Annotated in this window: 15 protein-coding genes; 4 read left to right on the top strand and 11 right to left on the bottom strand. The window is 68.0% G+C overall.

Features of this window, described 5'->3' with window-relative positions; translation table 11 throughout:
* Positions 1-161 precede the first annotated feature (161 nt).
* Positions 162-749 carry a hypothetical protein gene (locus ABZT03_RS34305; RefSeq protein WP_356046733.1) on the top strand — a complete coding sequence of 196 codons (588 nt, stop codon included), beginning with the start codon at positions 162-164 and terminating at the stop codon, positions 747-749.
* A 329-nt stretch (positions 750-1,078) separates the two neighbouring features.
* Here the strand turns inward: ABZT03_RS34305 and ABZT03_RS34300 are convergent, their stop codons facing one another.
* The 7 genes from ABZT03_RS34300 to ABZT03_RS34270 all read right to left on the bottom strand — a co-directional run bounded on the left by ABZT03_RS34300 (position 1,079) and on the right by ABZT03_RS34270 (position 3,710).
* A complete protein-coding gene (locus tag ABZT03_RS34300) occupies positions 1,079-1,567 on the bottom strand; it encodes a hypothetical protein (protein WP_356046732.1) in 489 nt (162 codons plus the stop codon).
* A gap of 77 nt (positions 1,568-1,644) precedes the next feature.
* Positions 1,645-1,947, bottom strand: coding sequence for a hypothetical protein (locus ABZT03_RS34295; RefSeq protein ID WP_356046731.1), 303 nt, complete (start codon positions 1,945-1,947; stop codon positions 1,645-1,647).
* The gene (locus ABZT03_RS34290) at positions 1,944-2,687 is read right to left on the bottom strand and encodes a GntR family transcriptional regulator (protein WP_356046730.1); all 744 of its coding nucleotides are present in this window, start codon (positions 2,685-2,687) and stop codon (positions 1,944-1,946) included. Before ABZT03_RS34290 ends, ABZT03_RS34295 begins: the two co-directional genes overlap by 4 nt.
* Positions 2,684-2,908, bottom strand: a complete 225-nt coding sequence (locus ABZT03_RS34285) for a hypothetical protein (RefSeq protein ID WP_356046729.1) — start codon at positions 2,906-2,908, stop codon at positions 2,684-2,686. Before ABZT03_RS34285 ends, ABZT03_RS34290 begins: the two co-directional genes overlap by 4 nt.
* Positions 2,905-3,108, bottom strand: coding sequence for a hypothetical protein (locus ABZT03_RS34280; protein WP_356046728.1), 204 nt, complete (start codon positions 3,106-3,108; stop codon positions 2,905-2,907). Before ABZT03_RS34280 ends, ABZT03_RS34285 begins: the two co-directional genes overlap by 4 nt.
* A complete protein-coding gene (locus tag ABZT03_RS34275) occupies positions 3,108-3,419 on the bottom strand; it encodes a hypothetical protein (protein ID WP_356046727.1) in 312 nt (103 codons plus the stop codon). Before ABZT03_RS34275 ends, ABZT03_RS34280 begins: the two co-directional genes overlap by 1 nt.
* A gap of 12 nt (positions 3,420-3,431) precedes the next feature.
* Positions 3,432-3,710 (bottom strand): hypothetical protein, encoded by a 279-nt coding sequence (locus ABZT03_RS34270; RefSeq protein ID WP_356046725.1) that lies wholly within the window; start codon positions 3,708-3,710, stop codon positions 3,432-3,434.
* Between the two features lie 78 nt (positions 3,711-3,788).
* Here ABZT03_RS34270 and ABZT03_RS34265 point away from each other — a divergent pair, with 78 nt between their 5' ends.
* Positions 3,789-4,547: a GntR family transcriptional regulator gene (locus tag ABZT03_RS34265; protein ID WP_356046724.1), complete on the top strand. Its 759-nt coding sequence runs from the start codon at positions 3,789-3,791 to the stop codon at positions 4,545-4,547.
* Between the two features lie 572 nt (positions 4,548-5,119).
* Here the strand turns inward: ABZT03_RS34265 and ABZT03_RS34260 are convergent.
* The 4 genes from ABZT03_RS34260 to ABZT03_RS34245 all read right to left on the bottom strand — a co-directional run bounded on the left by ABZT03_RS34260 (position 5,120) and on the right by ABZT03_RS34245 (position 16,130).
* Positions 5,120-5,815, bottom strand: a complete 696-nt coding sequence (locus ABZT03_RS34260) for a hypothetical protein (protein WP_356046723.1) — start codon at positions 5,813-5,815, stop codon at positions 5,120-5,122.
* A complete protein-coding gene (locus tag ABZT03_RS34255; RefSeq protein ID WP_356046722.1) occupies positions 5,799-12,110 on the bottom strand; it encodes an ATP-binding protein in 6,312 nt (2,103 codons plus the stop codon). The genes ABZT03_RS34260 and ABZT03_RS34255 overlap by 17 nt, the downstream gene beginning before the upstream one ends.
* Before the next feature lie 474 nt (positions 12,111-12,584).
* Positions 12,585-13,925: a TRAM domain-containing protein gene (locus ABZT03_RS34250; RefSeq protein ID WP_356046720.1), complete on the bottom strand. Its 1,341-nt coding sequence runs from the start codon at positions 13,923-13,925 to the stop codon at positions 12,585-12,587.
* 153 nt (positions 13,926-14,078) lie between these two features.
* Positions 14,079-16,130: an APC family permease gene (locus tag ABZT03_RS34245; RefSeq protein ID WP_356046719.1), complete on the bottom strand. Its 2,052-nt coding sequence runs from the start codon at positions 16,128-16,130 to the stop codon at positions 14,079-14,081.
* Between the two features lie 579 nt (positions 16,131-16,709).
* Here ABZT03_RS34245 and ABZT03_RS34240 point away from each other — a divergent pair.
* Both ABZT03_RS34240 and ABZT03_RS34235 read left to right on the top strand, forming a co-directional pair.
* Positions 16,710-17,381: a TrkA family potassium uptake protein gene (locus tag ABZT03_RS34240; RefSeq protein ID WP_356046718.1), complete on the top strand. Its 672-nt coding sequence runs from the start codon at positions 16,710-16,712 to the stop codon at positions 17,379-17,381.
* Positions 17,381-18,058: a TrkA family potassium uptake protein gene (locus ABZT03_RS34235; RefSeq protein ID WP_356046717.1), complete on the top strand. Its 678-nt coding sequence runs from the start codon at positions 17,381-17,383 to the stop codon at positions 18,056-18,058. The genes ABZT03_RS34240 and ABZT03_RS34235 overlap by 1 nt, the downstream gene beginning before the upstream one ends.
* Positions 18,059-18,109: the final 51 nt, after the last annotated feature.

The following is an 18,109-nucleotide window of genomic DNA, read 5'->3' as shown; positions in this document are numbered from 1 at the left end:
CCGAGCCGGATGCCACCACATGGGTCTCCGCCTTCTCCGACCGGCCACGCAGCACGGACCCGACGCTCTGCTTCTGCGTGGACGTCCGGGCAACATGGCGGCGCCGTTACGACACCGACGTTCCTGCGGATCCGCGAGCTGCCGGGAGACTCGTCAGAGCCGTGATCGACAAGGCGGCAGCCAAGTGCGATGTCCTCCGCCCGGATGCCGCCGAGCAAGACATCGGAACCGCGCTCACCAAGGCCCTGCCGATCGGTGGCGAGGGAGTGATCGTCGTGGACGCCACCGTGAGCATCGATGTGGACGAACCCACCCGGCTGGCCGCGCTCGCCACCGAACAGCTGTGGCAGAGGCACCATCGTCAGGAAGAGCTGCTGCGCCGCGAGCTCGAACTGGATGAGCTGGCCCGTCGCCAGGCCCGAGCACGCGAGGAGTTCCTCCAGGAACACATCCTCGCCAACCCTGCCACCGCCCGGCTCTACACAGCCCTGGAAAGCGCGGCCGAGAACTGGCCGCGTCTGGGCGGGCCACCGACCGGTACGGATCTCGAAGAACTGGTCCGCACCGTCAGACAATGGCAACCCGGACAGCGGTGGGTCGTTGTTGCTCAGGTGCTCCACGATTTCGTCAGCAAGCTGACCCCCGAAGGCTGCAAGGAACTCCTGACCCTGCTCGCCGGCACCGTCAAGGCATTCGGCGACGAGGACGCCGCCCGTGCTCTCACCGCCATCGCCGGCGAGTTCCAGTGAAGGTGACGCTCCTGCGCTGGCTTCTCGATCCGGTCACCAGCGTGCTGGCGGTGCGCCTCCGTGCCCAAAACCACGGCAGTATGTCGTACGAGGCAGCCTGGCGACTGGCTCGCGTCACACGGCACCCCGACGAGATGGGGTACCGCCTGTACGGCCATCTCCCTGAGGACCCACGGAGATGACCGAGCCGTCATGACCGCAGCCAGCGTTACGTCGCCCGCTACCAGGACCTGACCCGATGCGGCGGGCAGGATCTTGAGGGCTGCAATCCGCCGGGCACGATAGAGGCACCGCCGACGCTGGGCGACGGTGCCCGGGGTGGCGCGGGATCAGCAGGCGTCGTACTTCCAAGCTCCGCCCTCAACCGTCCACGGCTGTCCCTGCTGGTCGAAGTTCGGCAGGCCCTTCACCTTGTACGAGATGCGGCCCATGGCCCCTGAGACAGTGGCGTGCACGTCCGTCGCCGGATGGTCAGGCCCGTAGTCCTTCGCGGCCTGCCCCACGGTGGCCGCGTACGTGGCCGGGTCTGCCTTGGCGCGACAGCGCTTCGACAGGAAGGCGTACCCCCCCCCCTCGCAGGCCCCTCCGAAGTAGAGGTTCACGTGCGTGTCCGCGACGCGCTCCAATTCGATGGCGTCGGGCGCCGTCGGGGCGGTGGTCGGCGTCTCGGCGGCCGTGGTGGGGCTGCTGCTCGTGGTGCCGGTCTTGTCGTCGCTGGACGAGGAGCAGGCGGCGAGGGTGGCGAACAGGACGGTGGTGAGTGCGATGGTGGCGCGGGTGCGAATGTATCCCCATGAACGGTGTGCTGGAGGGGGCATGGTGACACGCCGGGCACGGTTGGGGCCCCGCCCGGGGGAATTCGGCGGGGCCGTGGGACCAGTCTGCGGCCGCTGTTTCAGAAGCGGTGCGGTTCGCTCACCCCCAGGAGGTGACCGCGGCTGGTGGCGACGCGGAGCACGTCCCGGAGAGTCCCGGTCAGTTCCCCGGTCAACCGGCGTAGGTCCTCCGGGTCCGCGTCCTGGTCGTCGAGGGTGTCCGAGGCGTGCTCCAACAGGATTGCCGCCATGTCGAGTTGGTCCGCTTCGATGTTGTCCGCCAGACGGGACATGTAGCCGCCCCTGTCATCTGTGCTCAGGTAGCAGGGCTTGCCCTCCGGGCCCGACCACGGGAGCAGGCGCAGTTCGTTCCGTGCTGTCATCCCGGAGTCTGCCTCTCGTCGAGCGTGTGATGGGTGGTGAAGACCGCGTCGGCTCGATCCCCTGGGAAGACCAGAAGGGCCGCCTCGACCACTCGGCCGGTGAGGTCGGTCGCGACGCGTGTGATCGCCAGAACTGGCGCAGCGGAGGTGGTTCGGAGGGTCGACGACTCGTCCGGCGTCGGCGGGCGGGCGCATACCGTTTCCCGGACAGCGGCCGGCGGAGGACCGAGTATGGCGAACCTTTTGACTGCCTCCGGGCATGGGGATTCGTCGTCGAGCACTCCGGCCGGCGCCAGGTCGCGCGGGAGGTAGATACGGGCCAGTCCGTACGGTGACTCCCCCTCGTGGCTGACGCAGAAGAACTCTGCGAGAGGGCTGCCCGTCGGCACTCTCAGCAGAGTCGTCAGGTGCCCGTCGGCCTGGACCGTAGCGGTGCGAACGGTGACGCGCAGCGCCGCTTCGGCGGCGGTCCATGGGTCCAGCGTCCCCCAACCACCGACGTACATGATCCGGCTGAGGGGGCGGCGGACGAAGTTTCCCTTGCCGTGGATCTTCTCGACTATGCCTTCGCCCTGGAGAACCGCGAGGGCCCTCCGCAGCGTCACTGTGCTGACCTTGTACCTGACGGCCAAGTCGGTCTCGGACGGCAGTCGTTCGCCGGGCTTGAGGTGGCCGGTCGTGATCTGGTGCCGGAGATCATCGGCGATGTCGTGGTGGCGAGGAGGCACGGACCGGGTCACCGCCGCCTCATCATCCGCACGGCAGCGAGCCGGGTTCGCGTGTGTATGGTCAGCAACTCGCCCGATTCGAAAAGGATTTGCTTCGCGCCCTGGGAAAGCTGGAAGAGATCCTGCACCCGGCAGGCCCGGCCGCCGAGTTGGATGATGTCGCCGCGCTGCACGGTGGCCGCGGTCACCTCGACATTGGATGCCAGCGTGCCGCCGGGTGCCCGCTCCCTCACCGCAGCACCTCCGAAGGCGTCGTCTGGCCGGGCATCGAATGGCAGGGGCAGTCGCACGCCTCGTAGACCACCGGGAGGTCGACCGGCGCCGACGCCGGGGAGGACTCCGCGCAGGCGTGGTGGGTGCCGATCCGGCATGCGGTCGATCGGTAGGGGACGGCCGAGGCCTCCGTGACGCGGGTCTGTCGACGGGAAGGCATCAGTGGACCCCCACCAGGGCCGACCACGCGTCGGCCGGCAGATAGGGAGCGACGACCACTTCGCGTGTCCTCACGCGCTTCTCCCAGGCCAGTACGTACGGGCGGACCAGCGCGACGTCCTCACCCCTGAGCGTTTGCCGATGGCCCACGTCGTCGGAGACACGTCGGCGGGCGGCCGTCGTCCTGCCCGAGGACAGGGAGGAGGCGGGAGCGGCCGACGGCCCGGAGGTCGTTAAGGGGCGGCGGTGCCTGCCCCTGGGGAAGTGCCGTTCTCTGGTGAGCGAGACGGCACGGCGGATACGGTTGAGCACGCTGGTCAGCTCCTATCGCTGATGGCCCGGTCCCCCGACATGGCCCGTCGTGGGGGCCGTTTTGTGTACGACCGCCCAGAGGGTGCGGCCGTTCAGGCTGGTAGCGAGGAGGCCGAAGCGGTCGGCTTCCGCCACCACTTGCAGGACCTCCCGCCATGACTCGGCGGAGAGCGCGTCCGGCACCTCCGCTTCCACCGACGTGTGCCGGGGGTGTTCCTCCACTCGCGTGAGCAGCCCGAGGGCGGACAGCCGGGCGGCGAGGTCCGCCGCGCTAACTCCCGAAGCGGGCACAGGGCAGCCTCCGTCACCAGCGATCACTTTGAGTGAAGCTAGTTAACTAGATTAGAGCTAGTGGACTAGATTTTCCATATGCCTGAGCAGCCGCCCTATCTCCGCATCGCCGACGAACTCCGGCGGCGGATCGCGGAGCACGTGTGGGAGCCGGGCGACCGCCTGCCCTCCCGCGCCCAGATCGGCCAGGAGTGCGGCGTGGGCGAGAACGTGGTGCGCCGTGCTCAGGAGTTGCTGATCTCCCAGGGGGTTCTGGAAGGACGTGCTGGATCCGGTACGTACGTCGCTGAGCCGCGGTGGCGCGTGCGGGTGGTCCGTTCCTCCGCGCGCGAGCAGCCCACAGGGTCTCCCTTCCGCGCGGACATGAAGGCAGTCGGCAGGCAAGGGGACTGGGAGAGCCGGACCGACGCCAAGGTGCCGGCACCGGTGGAGATCGCGGCACGGTTGGGCATCGCCGAGGGTGAGCTGTGCGTCCGTACGACGTACGAGTTCCTGGCGGACGGCAGGCCAGTGCAGCTGTCGACGAGTTGGGAGCCGTACGACCTCACGGCCGGCACTCTCGTAGTCCTCCCCGAGGGAGGGCCGCATGCCGGGGCGGGTGTCGTGAATCGCATGGCCGCGATCGGCATCACCGTCGGCCACGCCGTAGAGCAGCCGGAGCCGCGGCAGGCGACCGCGGCGGAGGCGTCACTCCTGGGCATCCAGAAGGCCGCTCTCGTCACGCACATTCGGCGGACGTACTACAGCGATGAGGGGCAGCCCGTGGAGACGGCGGACATTGTGGTGCCCGCCGCTCACTGCGAGATCGTCTACGAGATTCCGATCAACCATCCGTAGTGGCTGGCCTGCGGGAGCCGGGGGTAGGTCTGCGGGTGTCGCGACTACCGTCGGCGTTGGATGTACCAACCGGCCACCAGCCCGATGAGAACGGCAACCACGAAGGCCCACACGGTCGTTGCGCCGTGGTACGAGCGGTAGGCAGTCAGAGCAAGCATGTTGAGGCGGATACCCCGGTCGGGTGGCCTCAGCCGATACGCGTCATCCGCCCCTCTGCCGAATGCGTGTCGAAGGTGCCGGACGTCCACGCTCGTCGCCCGAAGAGTGGCAGGTCAGAGGGCGTGTGCCGGTGATCTCGCCAAGCGCCTTCTAAGCGCCTGCTCTGAATTCCTGCACCCGGAGCCCCGACTTCGGCACCGCCCTCATCGCCGAGTCCGGCACGCAGGACAAGGTCGCCCAAGCTAAGGGCGGGATCGCCGAAGCCCTACCCACCAAGGGGCTCACTGTCCTCAGCGCCCCCCATTTCACGGCCGTGACCGAACGCGCCAACGCCCGCGTCATCACCTACGGCTTGGACGCACCGTCGGCATCCGTGCCACCGAGAACGCTCTCAAGGGCTCGGGCTGGCCCTCCTACGCGGGCGTCTCTCCCGGGGAAGCGGTCTCTTCCTGATCACCGTCATCTGGTGAGGTGGCGGCCTTTACAACCGCCCCCAGGAGGTCGGTGATGGTGTTCCGATATGCCTCCGCAAGTTCGGCAAGCATTTCGATAACAGCGGCCGTGCCGGGTTCGTCGACATCGACATCGGCGTCCGCGGAGGTCTCCACCTCGTCTCTCCGCTGGAGGGCTGCTGCTCTTCTTGGCGAGTGGGCCGCATACCGCAAGACAGCCGACTCCTGCTCGGTGAGATCGTGGCCGAATCTGTTCAGCCACTCTGCCTCGTCTTCCGGGCCTTCGGCGGTCGCCAGGTCTACCAGGATGGCCAAGACGTTGTGGTGAATCTCGTGCAGCCGCGCCGGCACGGTAGGCCGCGACCAACTGTCGTTTCCCGGTTCAGGTAGCGCATCGAGGGTCGTAGCCAGCTTCGCCGCGTATGGGGGCGGCCATCCGGAGGGCCACGAGGACCGGGCGTGCCAGAGTCGCAGGATCGCGTCCCGTGCCTCAGCAGCGCGGGCTGCGGCGTCCGGCGCTTTCCGCTCACGGGCCTGATCGGCTTCCGTCACGAGGCGAGCTGTGTGGTGTGCGAGCCACCGGACCAGGGTGTTGTTGGTGTGCTCGTCGCCGAACTCGGCCAGGATGCGTTCGCCCAGCTCAGCGACGGAGTCCACTGGCGGTGAGGTCTCCGGTGGCGTCGAGGAGATAGATGCGGCTGACGGGGATCCGGTACCCGTCTCGTCGTTGTCCAGTTCGGCGCCGTGCAATCTGAACCTCCGTGATCAGGCTTTTTCCTGTGGCGGCGAGATACCGCAACAATGTGTCCCGCCTGACGTGGACGCGGTAGCCAGATGAGACGAGGCTAGATTCTGGGTCACGTCCCGGGTCAGGGTCGGCCCATTGCTGAGCCTGCGCCACGATGCCTCCATCGTGCGCCATCAGCGTTAGATGGGCGGCGTCGACTGCCGTGCGGCTCTGAATCCTGAATGCCTTCCCTGGCAGGGGGGGTTCACGACGCAGCTCGTAGGCATATACATCGTGCCGGTCGAGGTATTCCGTGGGCTCGTAAGGACGCAGGATCCATCCGCTGAGGTGAAAGGCACCTTCGTCGACTTCGAATTCTTCCTCTTCTTCGTCGGGCAGCTTCCAGTCTGTCGGGTTGGAGGCCGAGGCGAGGGCGCGCTGCAGGTCGGCGGAATGGCGAGGATCCACAAGGGCCGAAGCCACGCTCACCGTCTCGAGGGTGCCGGAATCCTGGAGTCGTACACTCGCCGCCACACGGATCATGTCCGATACACCGCCTACCCCGTCGTCGATGGCTAGTCCGAGGGCACGATCGAAGTCAGCGAGCGCTGCAGTATCCCAGGTGGCGGACCGCGCCCGGGGCAGAAGGAACTCCGGATCGGCCGGGACCGGTGTCCCGAGGTCTGCGAGCCAGCCGGTCGGAGCCGGGAGGTGTGGTAGCAGCCAGTCCTCCCAGGAGTCATCTTGTTCATGTGCCAGGGTTCCGGCACGGACCGGACGGCCTTCATCAGCGAGGTGCCCGGCTGTGGCCATCATGGCGTGATACTCGATGTAGAGCCGGAGACTTTCCTCGCGAGGAATGCTTCCGTGCCTGTGACCGGTGCGTTCGTAGGAGCGCTCGTCGCGCAGCTCTCGGACATCGGTCCACCAATCGTCCGTGCTCCAACCCCATCGGTCGATGATGAATTCCTCGGCGGTCTCGGCGATGACGTCTACCTCGATGTCGAAGACCTCGGCCAGTGGCCCGTACCAATAGGGGATGGTGTCCATGGAATCGAAGTCGTAGCGACCGTTGCGGGAGGTTCTGTCGCGTCGCGCGTAACTGCGTCCGTAGTCCACGAACCAACTGGAGGGCTGGTTGGCCAGGCGAAGCATCTCGAACTGCGTGGGATCGGCGTTGGCTGCTGCCGCAACCGCCAGGCCAATGCGACGCGCCAGTTCACGGATCTGTGCATGAGGGAACACTCGATCAGTAGCGACGCGAATGAACTCACGGAAGTGCGCCGCAAGAATATTGGGACGCTCCACTGCCACCCGCTCAAGTGCCGCAAGAAGTGCGGCGATCGCCGAGAAGCTGTAGAACTGCAGGCTCGCGTCCCGGAAGGTTCCCGGCTCATTGTCGTCCAAGCGTCGCATGAGGTCCGCTACAAGCGACTCGGCGTCAGCAGCAGGGGAGGCGCCCAGTAGTTCGCGAGTGGAATGTGCCGCACGCCAGCGGAGTTCCCGCTGAGGGTGCCCGAAGGTGCTCCATAGCAGCAGGGAAACGGCCGTCGCCGCGCTCTTCCGTTCGGCGGCCTCGGTGTCGGGCGGAACACGGTCGTCGAGGAGCCCCAGAAGGGCCGAGCCGGCATCGGCGGAGGGGCACAGATGTCCAAGGAGGGCTGCGACGCTCCGCCATCCGTAGGCCCGCAGCCCCTGCCGTGCCTCCGGCAGGGCGGCCAGAGCGGCGTGGCGGATGGCCAAGTCGTCTCCGAAGACCCTTAGCTGTTCGATCGTGCTTTGAGTGTCATGCCCCCAGAGCACCTCGGTGAAGAGTCGACTAACCAGGTCGGGAAGCCTTGCAGCCGCCCATGTCGCTACCGCTGGTGTAGAACTCCAGCGGCGGACGTGGTCGGACAGGACAGCTAGCGCGTCATTCGTGTCCAGGTTCGGCAGCGACGCGACAGTTGTCAGAGCGTCCAGGCGCTGTCCGTAGGGGGTGTATTGGAGAACCGCCGTAATGAATCCACGCAGTTCTTCGCCGTAGACACGAGCGTCGGTCAGTGTTCGCACGTCCTCTGCCATCGACACCCAGCTGCGAGACGTGGCCCCGGACAGCAAGGCTTGAACCTCGGGAGCGTGACGCTTACTACCGCCCCAGTCTCTGCTGGAAGCTTGGCCAATGACCGAACCTTCCCGTACGTCTCCGAGCCGAATTACGGCTTCGAGCACCTGCCGGATGCTGCTCCCGTGCCCCATCTGCTCGGCAGCGTCGACAAGGTGCCGCGCCCTTGCCGGCTGATCGCGTGCGGGAACACGACGCCGCACCCATTCCGCCGCTCTCAACAGGACACGGCGGCACTCCTGCCTTTCCGTAGCACCGCTCGCCGCCAGCCTTTTGGCGATGTTGAGCTGCAGAAGCCAACGACCTCCGTCGTCGGCGATCAAGTGGTCCAGGAAGAGAAGCTGCTGCGAAGGGATCTCTCCGTTGTGAACTGCACCGGTCAGGGCGGCAGGCAAGGTGGACGAGAGCCCGATGCGGTCCTGGTCATCCCATCTGCTGGCAGCCGCAAGGCCGGTGAAGGGGTCCAGGCGAGCCGCCGCGCCGGCGATCTCCGCGTAGGGAATCTCGGCGGCTTCACTCACGTGCGGGGCCATCAGTTCCGCGGCTCGGACGAGACGCGCGGCGGTATCAGCCGGATCAAGACCGGAGTTGTCAGCGCGGTGGGCGAGGTCTACGTGGACCTCCAGGAGACGGGCCGCGTCGTCGTTGACCCCGGTCGCTGCTTCCACAGCCTGGTCGAAGAGATGTCTTCCCAGATCCACATCCACCTTCGCTCCCAGCTCCGCCAAACGAGCAAGGAGGTCAAGGCGTTCCCGTGCTGGATAGTCGTTGCTGTTGATGTAGTCGGCCGCCCTCGTGCACAGGTCGGCTGCCATGCCCTTGAGATGCGGGTGTGGCAGGAGAAGGGCCGCCAGTTCCATCCAGAGTTCAGGCGCACCGTCACGACGGATGGCCTCGGCGGCCCCGGCCAGACGATCGACGGCCTCCTGTGCCACTTGGGTGTCCAGGGCGGCGGAGGCCACTAGGCTTGCCCAGGCCGGATAGGACCTGTCGTACGTGAACCACCGGTGTGTGGCGCGCTCCATACGTGCAGCGATTCCTCGATCACAAAACGTGAGGACCTCTTCGGCGTCCGCTTGCCCCAAGGACGCGCGTGCGGCCAGCACGGCGGCTGCGGCGATGGCCTTCACGAGTTGGAGCCATTCATCGCGTTCGCGCGCCCGAGGGTCAGTGGTGCGACCCGTTTCGTCGGTGCGTGACTGCAGTGTGGCGGGAACGAGCGCGGCGACGTCCATGTCGTTGCCGGTGAGCACTGCGTCTGCGGCATGGCAGCGCAGAAGCACAGTGCCTGGCTCCGTGGATCCCGCATAGTTCGAAATACCGCTGGGCAGCGCCGTGGACCAGCGTTTAGCCAGGTCGGCAGTCTGCTGACGGTCGCCGTGCCGGAGCGCCTCGTCGAGCACTCGTGACTGCACCGGCAGAGGCTCGGCAGGCAGGTCCAACAGCAACGCGGCAAGTACTTCGTCGACCCACTCCGCGTCCGGCTCATCGGAAGGCGATACGACAGCGGCGAAGACGCGTGCCTGCGCCTCCGCCGGAACCCGGTATCTCTTCAACAACCGTCGTACGACGGCAGGATCGACATCATCCGCGAGGCGTTCTGCCAGTGCCACGGCGGCCTCCAACACGAGGTCACCGGGGCGCCATCGCCGCAGTTCTCTCAGCGCGGCCCTGACCCCGTCAAGTCGATAGCACGCCTCCGCTGCCGCGGCAACGTCGTCCGGCGTGACATCCCAGTGTTTGCCCTCCCCGTTCCGCTGAGCCATCCAGCGACGCAGCCAGCCCCCGGCGCTCTCCAGGTCAGCCCGGGCCCCGTCGTGCCGTTCGGGAGTACGGGACAGCACCGCAGCCGTCTGGAGGAACACCGGGGCGAGCCAAAACCCGCTCGGTGTGCGCAGTACGTGGGCTCGCAGGAGGTCCGGGTCCGTATAGCAGGCGACCAGCTTCAGATGTGACTCGGTCAGGCGCGACAGCGTGTCGAAACGGGACGCCGTGTCACAGCCCCGAACGGCCAGTCGTACGGCGGCTGCCGCGTCGGCCGTTTGTGCTGCGGCTCGCACAGCCAGGTCCAGGCGCCGGCCCTGGACCTCCTCTCGGCGGAAACCGTCCGCAATGCCGACAGGAGTGGCTTCTTCCAGGACAAGTTGCAGCAGCTCCTCCAGGCGGTTTGACGCTGCCAGATGGTCGGCCACGTGCGCTGCGGCGTCCACGTCGGTCGCCCGCGCGGCGAGACACAGATCCGCCAGTCGGCTGTGTGCCGCGATCACTTCGGAGGGATCCACGCAGTCCCTGACGTGCGTTTCGAAGTCTTCGTCCCGGAACTGGATCGAGTCGTCGACGACCTGGACTCCGGGGGTGAGCCCCGCTGCGAAGTTCCTGACGGCCGGCAGGTCGACGTCGAGAGCGGTGGCAAGTGTCTGAAGCGGCACCGGGCGGGAAAGCGCCAGCATCAATGCGAGCCACCGTAGACCACCGGCGTCCGCTCCGCCCACATGCAGAGCCGAGTCGATGAGGTCGTCGAAGACCGCCTTGGGGGTCCGCTCCGATTTCGCCAGTAGCGTGGACATGTCCCAGGCATGCTCGGCGGCTTGCTGAAGGACGTAGAACTGGGCTCTGGGATTCCCTTGAGTCCTGTCGTGGAAAGCGTGGGCGTCCTCCTCGGAGGCGTCCGCCCGGTGCCGACGCAAGTGTGCCGCAGACGTGGGAGCGTCGAACGCTGCGAGCAGAACCTCCTCGGCCGCCGTCGTGGCCCCCAGCGAACCGACCCGATGGCTGCGGGCGGTGAGCACCACGGCGACTCGCTGGGGTAGTGCTAGGCGGACCAGCTCTGACAGAAAGGAGCGATTTCCGCATTCCCGAGCCGCTGTCGCGGCGTTGTCAGCAGCGTCGACGGCCAAGACCACCACGGCGTTCCGCGGGAGGCCGGCGACAGCTCCGTCGAGCGTGCGGCGGAGCCGCCGCCAAAGGTCCTCCTGCCGCTGCGAGACCGGAATGAGCAGTGGAGTTCCGCACAACTGCGCCAGTTCGTTGACCACTTGGGTGACGAATCGCTCCGGCGTGTGCCGCTCTTCACCTGCACTCAAGTAGTCTCCGCCGCCGTAGCAGTCGAAGTGGACAACCTGGGATCCCACCGGCAGGTGGTCGTTCATCTGGCGGATCGCCGTGGTCTTCCCAGCCCCGGCATGTCCGTGAGCCACCACGAGTCGTCCCGGATGCCTCATGACGGCGTCTGCGATGGAACGGGCACCGGGCGCGGGGAGCGGATCGGCAACTTCCGTGAACCGAGCAGGTGCCGGGTACAGATCCAGCAGTTCGGGAGCCCCTAGTTCCGCAAGGACGTCGCTTGCCGCCACTCCCTTGCGGTTGCTGTCTGGCAGTGCCTGCGCACGGACGAGGTGGAACAGCTTCAGGGCCGAGTCGTGGCCCTTGCCCGGTGTCAGCTCAGCCGCTCCAGACTGAACCGCGCGGGCCAGTGCAGCCCTGTCCATGGCGCCCGTCTGTGACAGATCAAGGGCGCCCATGAACGCGCAGAACTGCTGGCTGCTCAGCCGGGCGCCTACCGCCTCAGACAGAGACCGGGCAGTCGCAGCCTGCTCGGCAGGGAGCGCAGCGAGAAGAGCCCGGGTTTGGACCGCCTGCCCTTGGTCTGCAACCCACGCCGTCACAGCTGCTACAGAGGAGACCAGCTCGGGCGCGGCCGACTGGTTGCTGACCAACGCGATACGGGCCTTGGACGCGACATCAACCCCATGTTCGTCCACAAGCCGTCGATAGGCAGCCGCCAGATCCGCGATGACGGATCGTGCTGGCGTCGTAGTGCCGTTGGCGCGGTACCGCACGCTCTTCTTACAGAGCCTTGCCGTTGTCCATTCGGTGTCCGGGTGACGCGAGCTGTACTTCAGCTGCGACAGGACAAGAGCGTCTGCCGAAGCGGCATCGTCGCCCCCCAGGTACTCGGCAACGTCCACCGTCTCGTACTCGTCGTCTGGATCATCGACGTGGGCAAGACCTTCGAGTGTGACACGCCGGAGAATGGTGCCCGGCTCGACCAGTTTCAGCGCCCGGCTCGCCGCCCACCAGAAGTGGAAATCGTCTCCGGCATTCGACTCCGGCGCACCCACCCTGCTCCCCCTTAACACTGCACCGGTCGAGGCGACCAACGAGAGGGGCACAGAATATCCCCGAGATTACGGGCAGATCCCCAACTGTTGGACCACCGATGCGCGGCCCGCAGCCCCTCGCCCTGGATAAAGCAGAAACAGCGGGCATCGGCAGTGGGAGTTCCCTGGGACTCTTCTGGGCCTTCAACTCCACTGACGAGGACGAGCACGGATCAGACAAGAAGCCATCTGCACAAGTCAACGAGGCGTGATTGATCACATCCGATCAGCAGCAAGCAACCGCTTTTCACTCAGCGTCGCCCACCCTCGGCACCCCGTCGGCACTCGCCACTTGGCAGGGTCCGACCTGCTCAGCATGCCACCTGACACCCCATCAGAACGAGCGTCAAATGAGCGTCACGAGCGTCATTTCAGCGTCAAGATATCGCCCGTAACGCCCACACCGCACATAATGCGCACGCGCAAAACCGCAGGTCAAGAGCCCTTCGCAACCGGCTCAAGGATTGCCACGCACTCCACATGGTGCGTCATCGGGAACAGATCGAACGCCCGCAGCGTCCGCACCCGGTATCCGCCGTCCCGGAAGTACCCGAGGTCGCGGGCCAGGGCGGCCGGGTCGCACGCCACGTACGCGATCCTCCGCGCTCCCAGCGACGACAGGTGCTCCACCGTCTTCTTGCCGGCGCCCGCGCGGGGCGGGTCGAGGACGATGAGGTCGACCTCGCTGATGCCGGTGCGCGGCAGGACGGACTCGACCTTGCCCTGTTCGATGCGGACGCGGTCGAAGTCGGCGAGGTTGTGCCGGGCGTCCTCCACCGCGCGCTTGCCGGACTCGATGCCGAGCACCGCGCCCTTGTCGCCGAGGCGGTCGGCGAGTGCGCCGGCGAAGAGGCCGACGCCGCAGTACAGGTCGAGCGCCGACTCGCCCTTGCGCGGGAGCAGGCCCTGCATGACGGCCGTGACCAGGGTGTCCGCGGCCTTCGGGTGGACCTGCCAGAAGCCGCCGCTGCCGACGCGGTGGGTGCGGCCGTCGGCGCGCTCGCGGACGAAGGCGCGGCCGTGGACGCGGTGGATGCCGCCGTCGTGCTCCTCGACGCGCATGACCGAGACGGGCCGGTCGAGTTCCACGAGGGGCAGGCGGGCGCCGGGGCGGGGCTCCAGGATCACCATGCGGTCCTGGGAGCCGGTCGCGGCGATCGCGTCCACGGACTCCATGCCGGACCAGTCGCGGTCCTCGATGCCCAGCTCGCTGACTCCGGGGGCGGCGATCATGCAGTGCTCGATCGGCTCGACCTCGTGCGAGCGGTGGCGGCGCAGCCCGGCGTTGCCGTCCACGTCCACGGCGTACTGCATGCGGGTCCGCCACTGCGGGACCTCGCCGGCCGGCAGCTTGTCGCCCTCGGCGGGCAGCACCGTGCCGTCCCAGCCGGCCTCCTCGGGTGTGAGGCCGGCGAGCCGCTGGAGCTGCTCGGCGACGACCTCGCCCTTGAGCCGGCGCTGGGCGCCCGGCTTGGCGTGCTGCCAGTCGCAGCCTCCGCAGCGGCCGGGACCGGCGTACGGGCAGGGCGCCGGGATGCGGTCCTTCGAGGCGTCCAGGATCTCCACGGCGTCCGCCCGCAGGAACCGGGCGCCTTCCTCGCCCTCGGTCACCCGGGCGACGACGCGCTCACCCGGCAGCGTGTGCCGGACGAACAGCACCTGGCCCTCGGCCGTACGGGCGATGCAGTGCCCGCCGTGGGCGACGGGGCCGACCTCGACCTCGTACTCCTCGCCGACCAGGGATTCCGCCTGCGACTTCTTCGGTTCTGCCTGCATGGCGGGGTGACTCCACAACATCGAAAGGGGTACGGGCGGACAACAGCCCTCCAGTCTACGCGCCGGGCACGGCGCTCAGTTCTACGCACCGGCCGCCACGCTCAGTTCTACGCACCGGCCGCCACGCGCGGTTCCACGCGCCGGCCGCCGCGCTCACTGCTTCGTGTTGGAGGACTCCTTGTGCCGGTCGTGGGCGGGCCCCCGCCGCACCGCGCCGGGCGCGTTCCACTCCTGCCGCTTGCGGGCCCGCTTCCTGGCGGCCTCGGAGGACTGGAGCTGGTAGGGCACCGAGGTCACCATGACGCCCGGCGTGAACAGCAGCCGTCCCTTGAGCCGGAGCGCGCTCTGGTTGTGCAGCAGGTGCTCGTACCAGTGACCGACCACGTACTCGGGGATGATCACGGACACCACGTCCCGCGGCGACTCCTTGCGCAGCCCCTTGACGTACTCGATGATCGGCCGCGTGATCTCGCGGTACGGCGAGTCGAGGACCTTCAGCGGGACGGTGATCCCGCGCCGCTCCCACTCCTCGCGCAGCGCCTTGGTCTCCACCGGGTCGACGTTGACGCTGAGCGCCTCCAGCGAGTCCGAGCGCATCAGCTTGGCGTAGGCGAGGGCACGCAGCGCCGGGCGGTGGATCTTGGAGATCAGCACGACCGAGTGGACGCGGGAGGGCCGGAGGGTGTCGTCGCTCGGGCCCTCGGGGGCGACGAGTTCCTCGGACACCCGGTCGTAGTGCTTACGGATCGCCGTCATCGTCGCGTAGAAGATGCACATGCCCAGCAGCGCCACCCAGGCGCCGTGCGTGAACTTGGTGACCAGGACGACGACCAGCACCAGGCCGGTGAAGAAGGCACCGAAGGCGTTGATCGCGCGCGAGCGGACCATGTGGGTGCGCTTGGCCTGGTCCTTCTCGGCCGCCAGGTGGCGGTTCCAGTGGCGGACCATGCCGGTCTGGCTGAGCGTGAACGACACGAACACGCCGACGATGTAGAGCTGGATCAGGCGGGTCGAGTCGGCGCCGTAGATCCACACCAGGAGTCCGGCCGCGCCGGCGAGCAGCACGATGCCGTTGGAGAAGGCGAGGCGGTCGCCGCGGGTGTGCAGCTGGCGCGGGAGGTAGCGGTCCTGGGCGAGGATCGAGCCGAGCAGCGGGAAGCCGTTGTACGCGGTGTTCGCGGCCAGGAACAGCACCAGCGCGGTGGCCGCCGCCAGCACGATGAACAGGAAGCTGTCCTTGCCGAAGACGGCCTCGGCGACCTGCGAGATCACCGGGTTCTGAACGTAGTCGGCGCCCACCGCGACACCGTTGTGGATCAGGTCGGTGGCGGGGTTCTCGGCCATCCGGACCTTGGTCGTCATGGCCAGCGCGATGATGCCGCAGAACATGGAGACGGCGAGCAGGCCCATCGCCGCAAGGGTGCTCGCCGCGTTCTTCGACTTGGGCTTGCGGAAGGCCGGGACACCGTTGGAGATCGCCTCGACGCCGGTGAGCGCGGCACAGCCGGAGGAGAAGGCGCGCAGCAGCAGGAACACCAGGGCGAAACCGGCCAGGCCCTGGTGCTCGGCCTTGATCTCGTACGACGCGGTCGGCGCCCGCATGGCGTCGCCGAGGACCAGCCCACGGAACGCGCCCCAGGCGATCATGATGAAGACGCCGGCGACGAAGACGTACGTCGGCACCGCGAACAGCGAGCCGGACTCCTTGACCCCGCGCAGGTTCATCAGCGTGAGCAGCACGATCACCGCGATGGCGCACGGCACCTTGTGCTCGACCACGAAGGGGATCGCGGAGCCGAGGTTCTCGATGCCGGAGGCGATGGAGACGGCCACGGTGAGCACGTAGTCGACGAGCAGGGCGCTGGCGACCGTGAGGCCCGCCCGGGGGCCGAGGTTGGTGGTCGCCACCTCGTAGTCGCCGCCGCCGCTGGGGTAGGCGTGGACGTTCTGGCGGTAGGAGGCGACCACCGTGAACATCAGCACGACGACCGCCAGGGCGATCCACGGGCTGAAGTGGTAGGCCGACACGCCCGCGATGGACAGGACCAGCAGCACCTCTCCGGGGGCGTACGCCACGGAGGACAGCGGGTCGGAGGCGAAGACGGGGAGTGCGATGCGCTTCGGCAGGAGCGTTTCCCCGAGCCGATCACTGCGCAGTGCGCGCCCGATCAGAATCCGTTTGGGCACGTCGGTCAGTTTGGACACAACAGAGGATCGTATGCGTTCGAACGGGCGGCCGCCCACCCGCCACCCCACATCCGTCCTCCGACTGCCCCCGGTCCGCTCTCCGTAGGCCCTCCCTCTGCCCTCCGAGTGAAATCGGGGGCGGCCCGGCTGCGGATTCCGCAGGGTGCCCGACGGTCATGCCTATATGACAAAACCCGCCCGCTTTCCCGGCCGTTGCCGCCTCCGGAGGTTCCATGCACACGACCGCAGAGCTCATCGGCGCCGCAGCCGCCCTCGTCGGCCTCGGAATCCTGACTCTTGTCAGCGTCCGCAGCATCAGCCGCCGCTGACGGCGGCCGCTGGCCGTGGCCGGTCCCGCGCCGGCCGTCACCGACCGCCGCCGCGATCCCGGAATCGGTCCCCGTACCGACCGCGATCCCGGGATCGGTCCCCGAACCGGTCGCGGCATCGGTCCCGGCACCAGCCACCCTCGATCGCACCGCCGCCGCGGCAACCGTGCACAGGGGTGCCGCCGTCCTACCGCGCGTGTGTAGCTTGGGCGTCGGTCTGAGACCCTGATGTGGCTGAGCAGTAACTATTGACATCGGAAGGACGGTCGTGCACATCGTCATCATGGGCTGCGGAAGAGTGGGTTCCGCTCTTGCCCAGACCCTGGAGCAACAGGGGCACACGGTCGCCGTCGTCGACCACGACCCCACCGCCTTCCGACGACTGGGCTCCGGGTTCGGGGGCCGTCGCGTCACCGGCGTCGGCTTCGACCAGGACACCCTGCGCGAGGCGGGCATCGAGGAGGCCGGCGCCTTCGCCGCGGTGTCCAGCGGTGACAACTCGAACATCATCGCGGCGCGCGTGGCCCGCGAGATGTTCGGCATCGAGAACGTCGCGGCCCGCATCTACGACCCCCGGCGGGCCGAGGTCTACCAGCGTCTGGGCATCCCCACCGTGGCCACCGTCCGCTGGACCGCTGACCAGATGCTGCGCCGGCTGCTGCCCTCCGGGGCGGAGCCCCTGTGGCGCGACCCCACCGGCGGCGTGCAGCTCGCCGAGGTGCACACCTCCACGGCCTGGGTCGGGCACAAGATCAGCAGGCTGCAGGAGGAGACGGGCGTCCGGGTGGCGTTCGTGACCCGGCTCGGCGAGGCGATCCTGCCCAGCTCGCAGACCGTGCTGCAGGAGGGCGACCTGGTGCACGCCATGATGCGCACCGACGAGGTCGACAAGGTCGAGGCGGCGTTCGCCCAGGGTCCCGAAGAGGAGAGCGGTCACTGATGAGGGTCGCCATTGCCGGCGCCGGTGCGGTCGGCCGCTCGATCGCGGGCGAACTGCTGGAGAACGGCCACGAGGTCCTTCTCATCGACAAGGCTCCGACCGCCATCTCGGTCGAACGCGTCCCGCGGGCCGAGTGGCTGCTCGCCGACGCCTGCGAGATCACCTCCCTCGACGAGGCCGCGCTCCAGCGCTGCAACGTCGTGATCGCCGCGACCGGCGACGACAAGGTCAACCTGGTCGTCTCCCTGCTGGCGAAGACGGAGTACGGCGTCCCGCGGGTCGTCGCCCGCGTGAACAACCCGAAGAACGAGTGGCTGTTCAACGAGGCGTGGGGCGTGGACGTGGCCGTCTCCACCCCGCGTCTGATGTCGGCCCTGGTCGAGGAGGCGGTCAGCGTCGGCGACCTGGTCCGCCTGCTGCGCTTCAGCCACGGGGACGCGAACCTGGTGGAGCTGACCCTGCCTGAGGAGTCGGCGCTGGCCGGCACGCAGGTCGGTGACGTGGAGTGGCCCGAGGACACCTCGCTGGTCACGATCATCCGCGGCACCCGGGTGCTCACGCCGTCCCGGGAGGACTCCCTGGAGGCGGGCGACGAGCTGCTGTTCGTGGCCGCGCAGGCCCGCGAGGAACAGCTGGAGGACCTCCTGTCGGTCCGCCGCCAGCACACGGCGGACTGACCCCCCGAAAGGGTTACGACGGCGAAGGGCGCCCCGGATGTCCGGGGCGCC

The sequence above is a fragment of the Streptomyces sp. NPDC005574 genome, from assembly GCF_040605435.1.
In the GTDB taxonomy this organism is placed as follows: Bacteria; Actinomycetota; Actinomycetes; order Streptomycetales; family Streptomycetaceae; genus Streptomyces.
This window is presented reverse-complemented; position numbering and strand designations above follow the sequence as displayed.

What these genes read in the sequence shown, in the direction of transcription:
- ABZT03_RS34300 (WP_356046732.1), bottom strand. Translation starts at nt 1,567, where the DNA reads ATGCCCCCTCCAGCACACCGTTCATGGGGATACATTCGCACCCGCGCC.
- ABZT03_RS34295 (WP_356046731.1), bottom strand. Translation starts at nt 1,947, where the DNA reads ATGACAGCACGGAACGAACTGCGCCTGCTCCCGTGGTCGGGCCCGGAG.
- ABZT03_RS34280 (WP_356046728.1), bottom strand. Translation starts at nt 3,108, where the DNA reads ATGCCTTCCCGTCGACAGACCCGCGTCACGGAGGCCTCGGCCGTCCCC.
- ABZT03_RS34265 (WP_356046724.1), top strand. Translation starts at nt 3,789, where the DNA reads ATGCCTGAGCAGCCGCCCTATCTCCGCATCGCCGACGAACTCCGGCGG.
- ABZT03_RS34250 (WP_356046720.1), bottom strand. Translation starts at nt 13,925, where the DNA reads ATGCAGGCAGAACCGAAGAAGTCGCAGGCGGAATCCCTGGTCGGCGAG.
- ABZT03_RS34235 (WP_356046717.1), top strand. Translation starts at nt 17,381, where the DNA reads ATGAGGGTCGCCATTGCCGGCGCCGGTGCGGTCGGCCGCTCGATCGCG.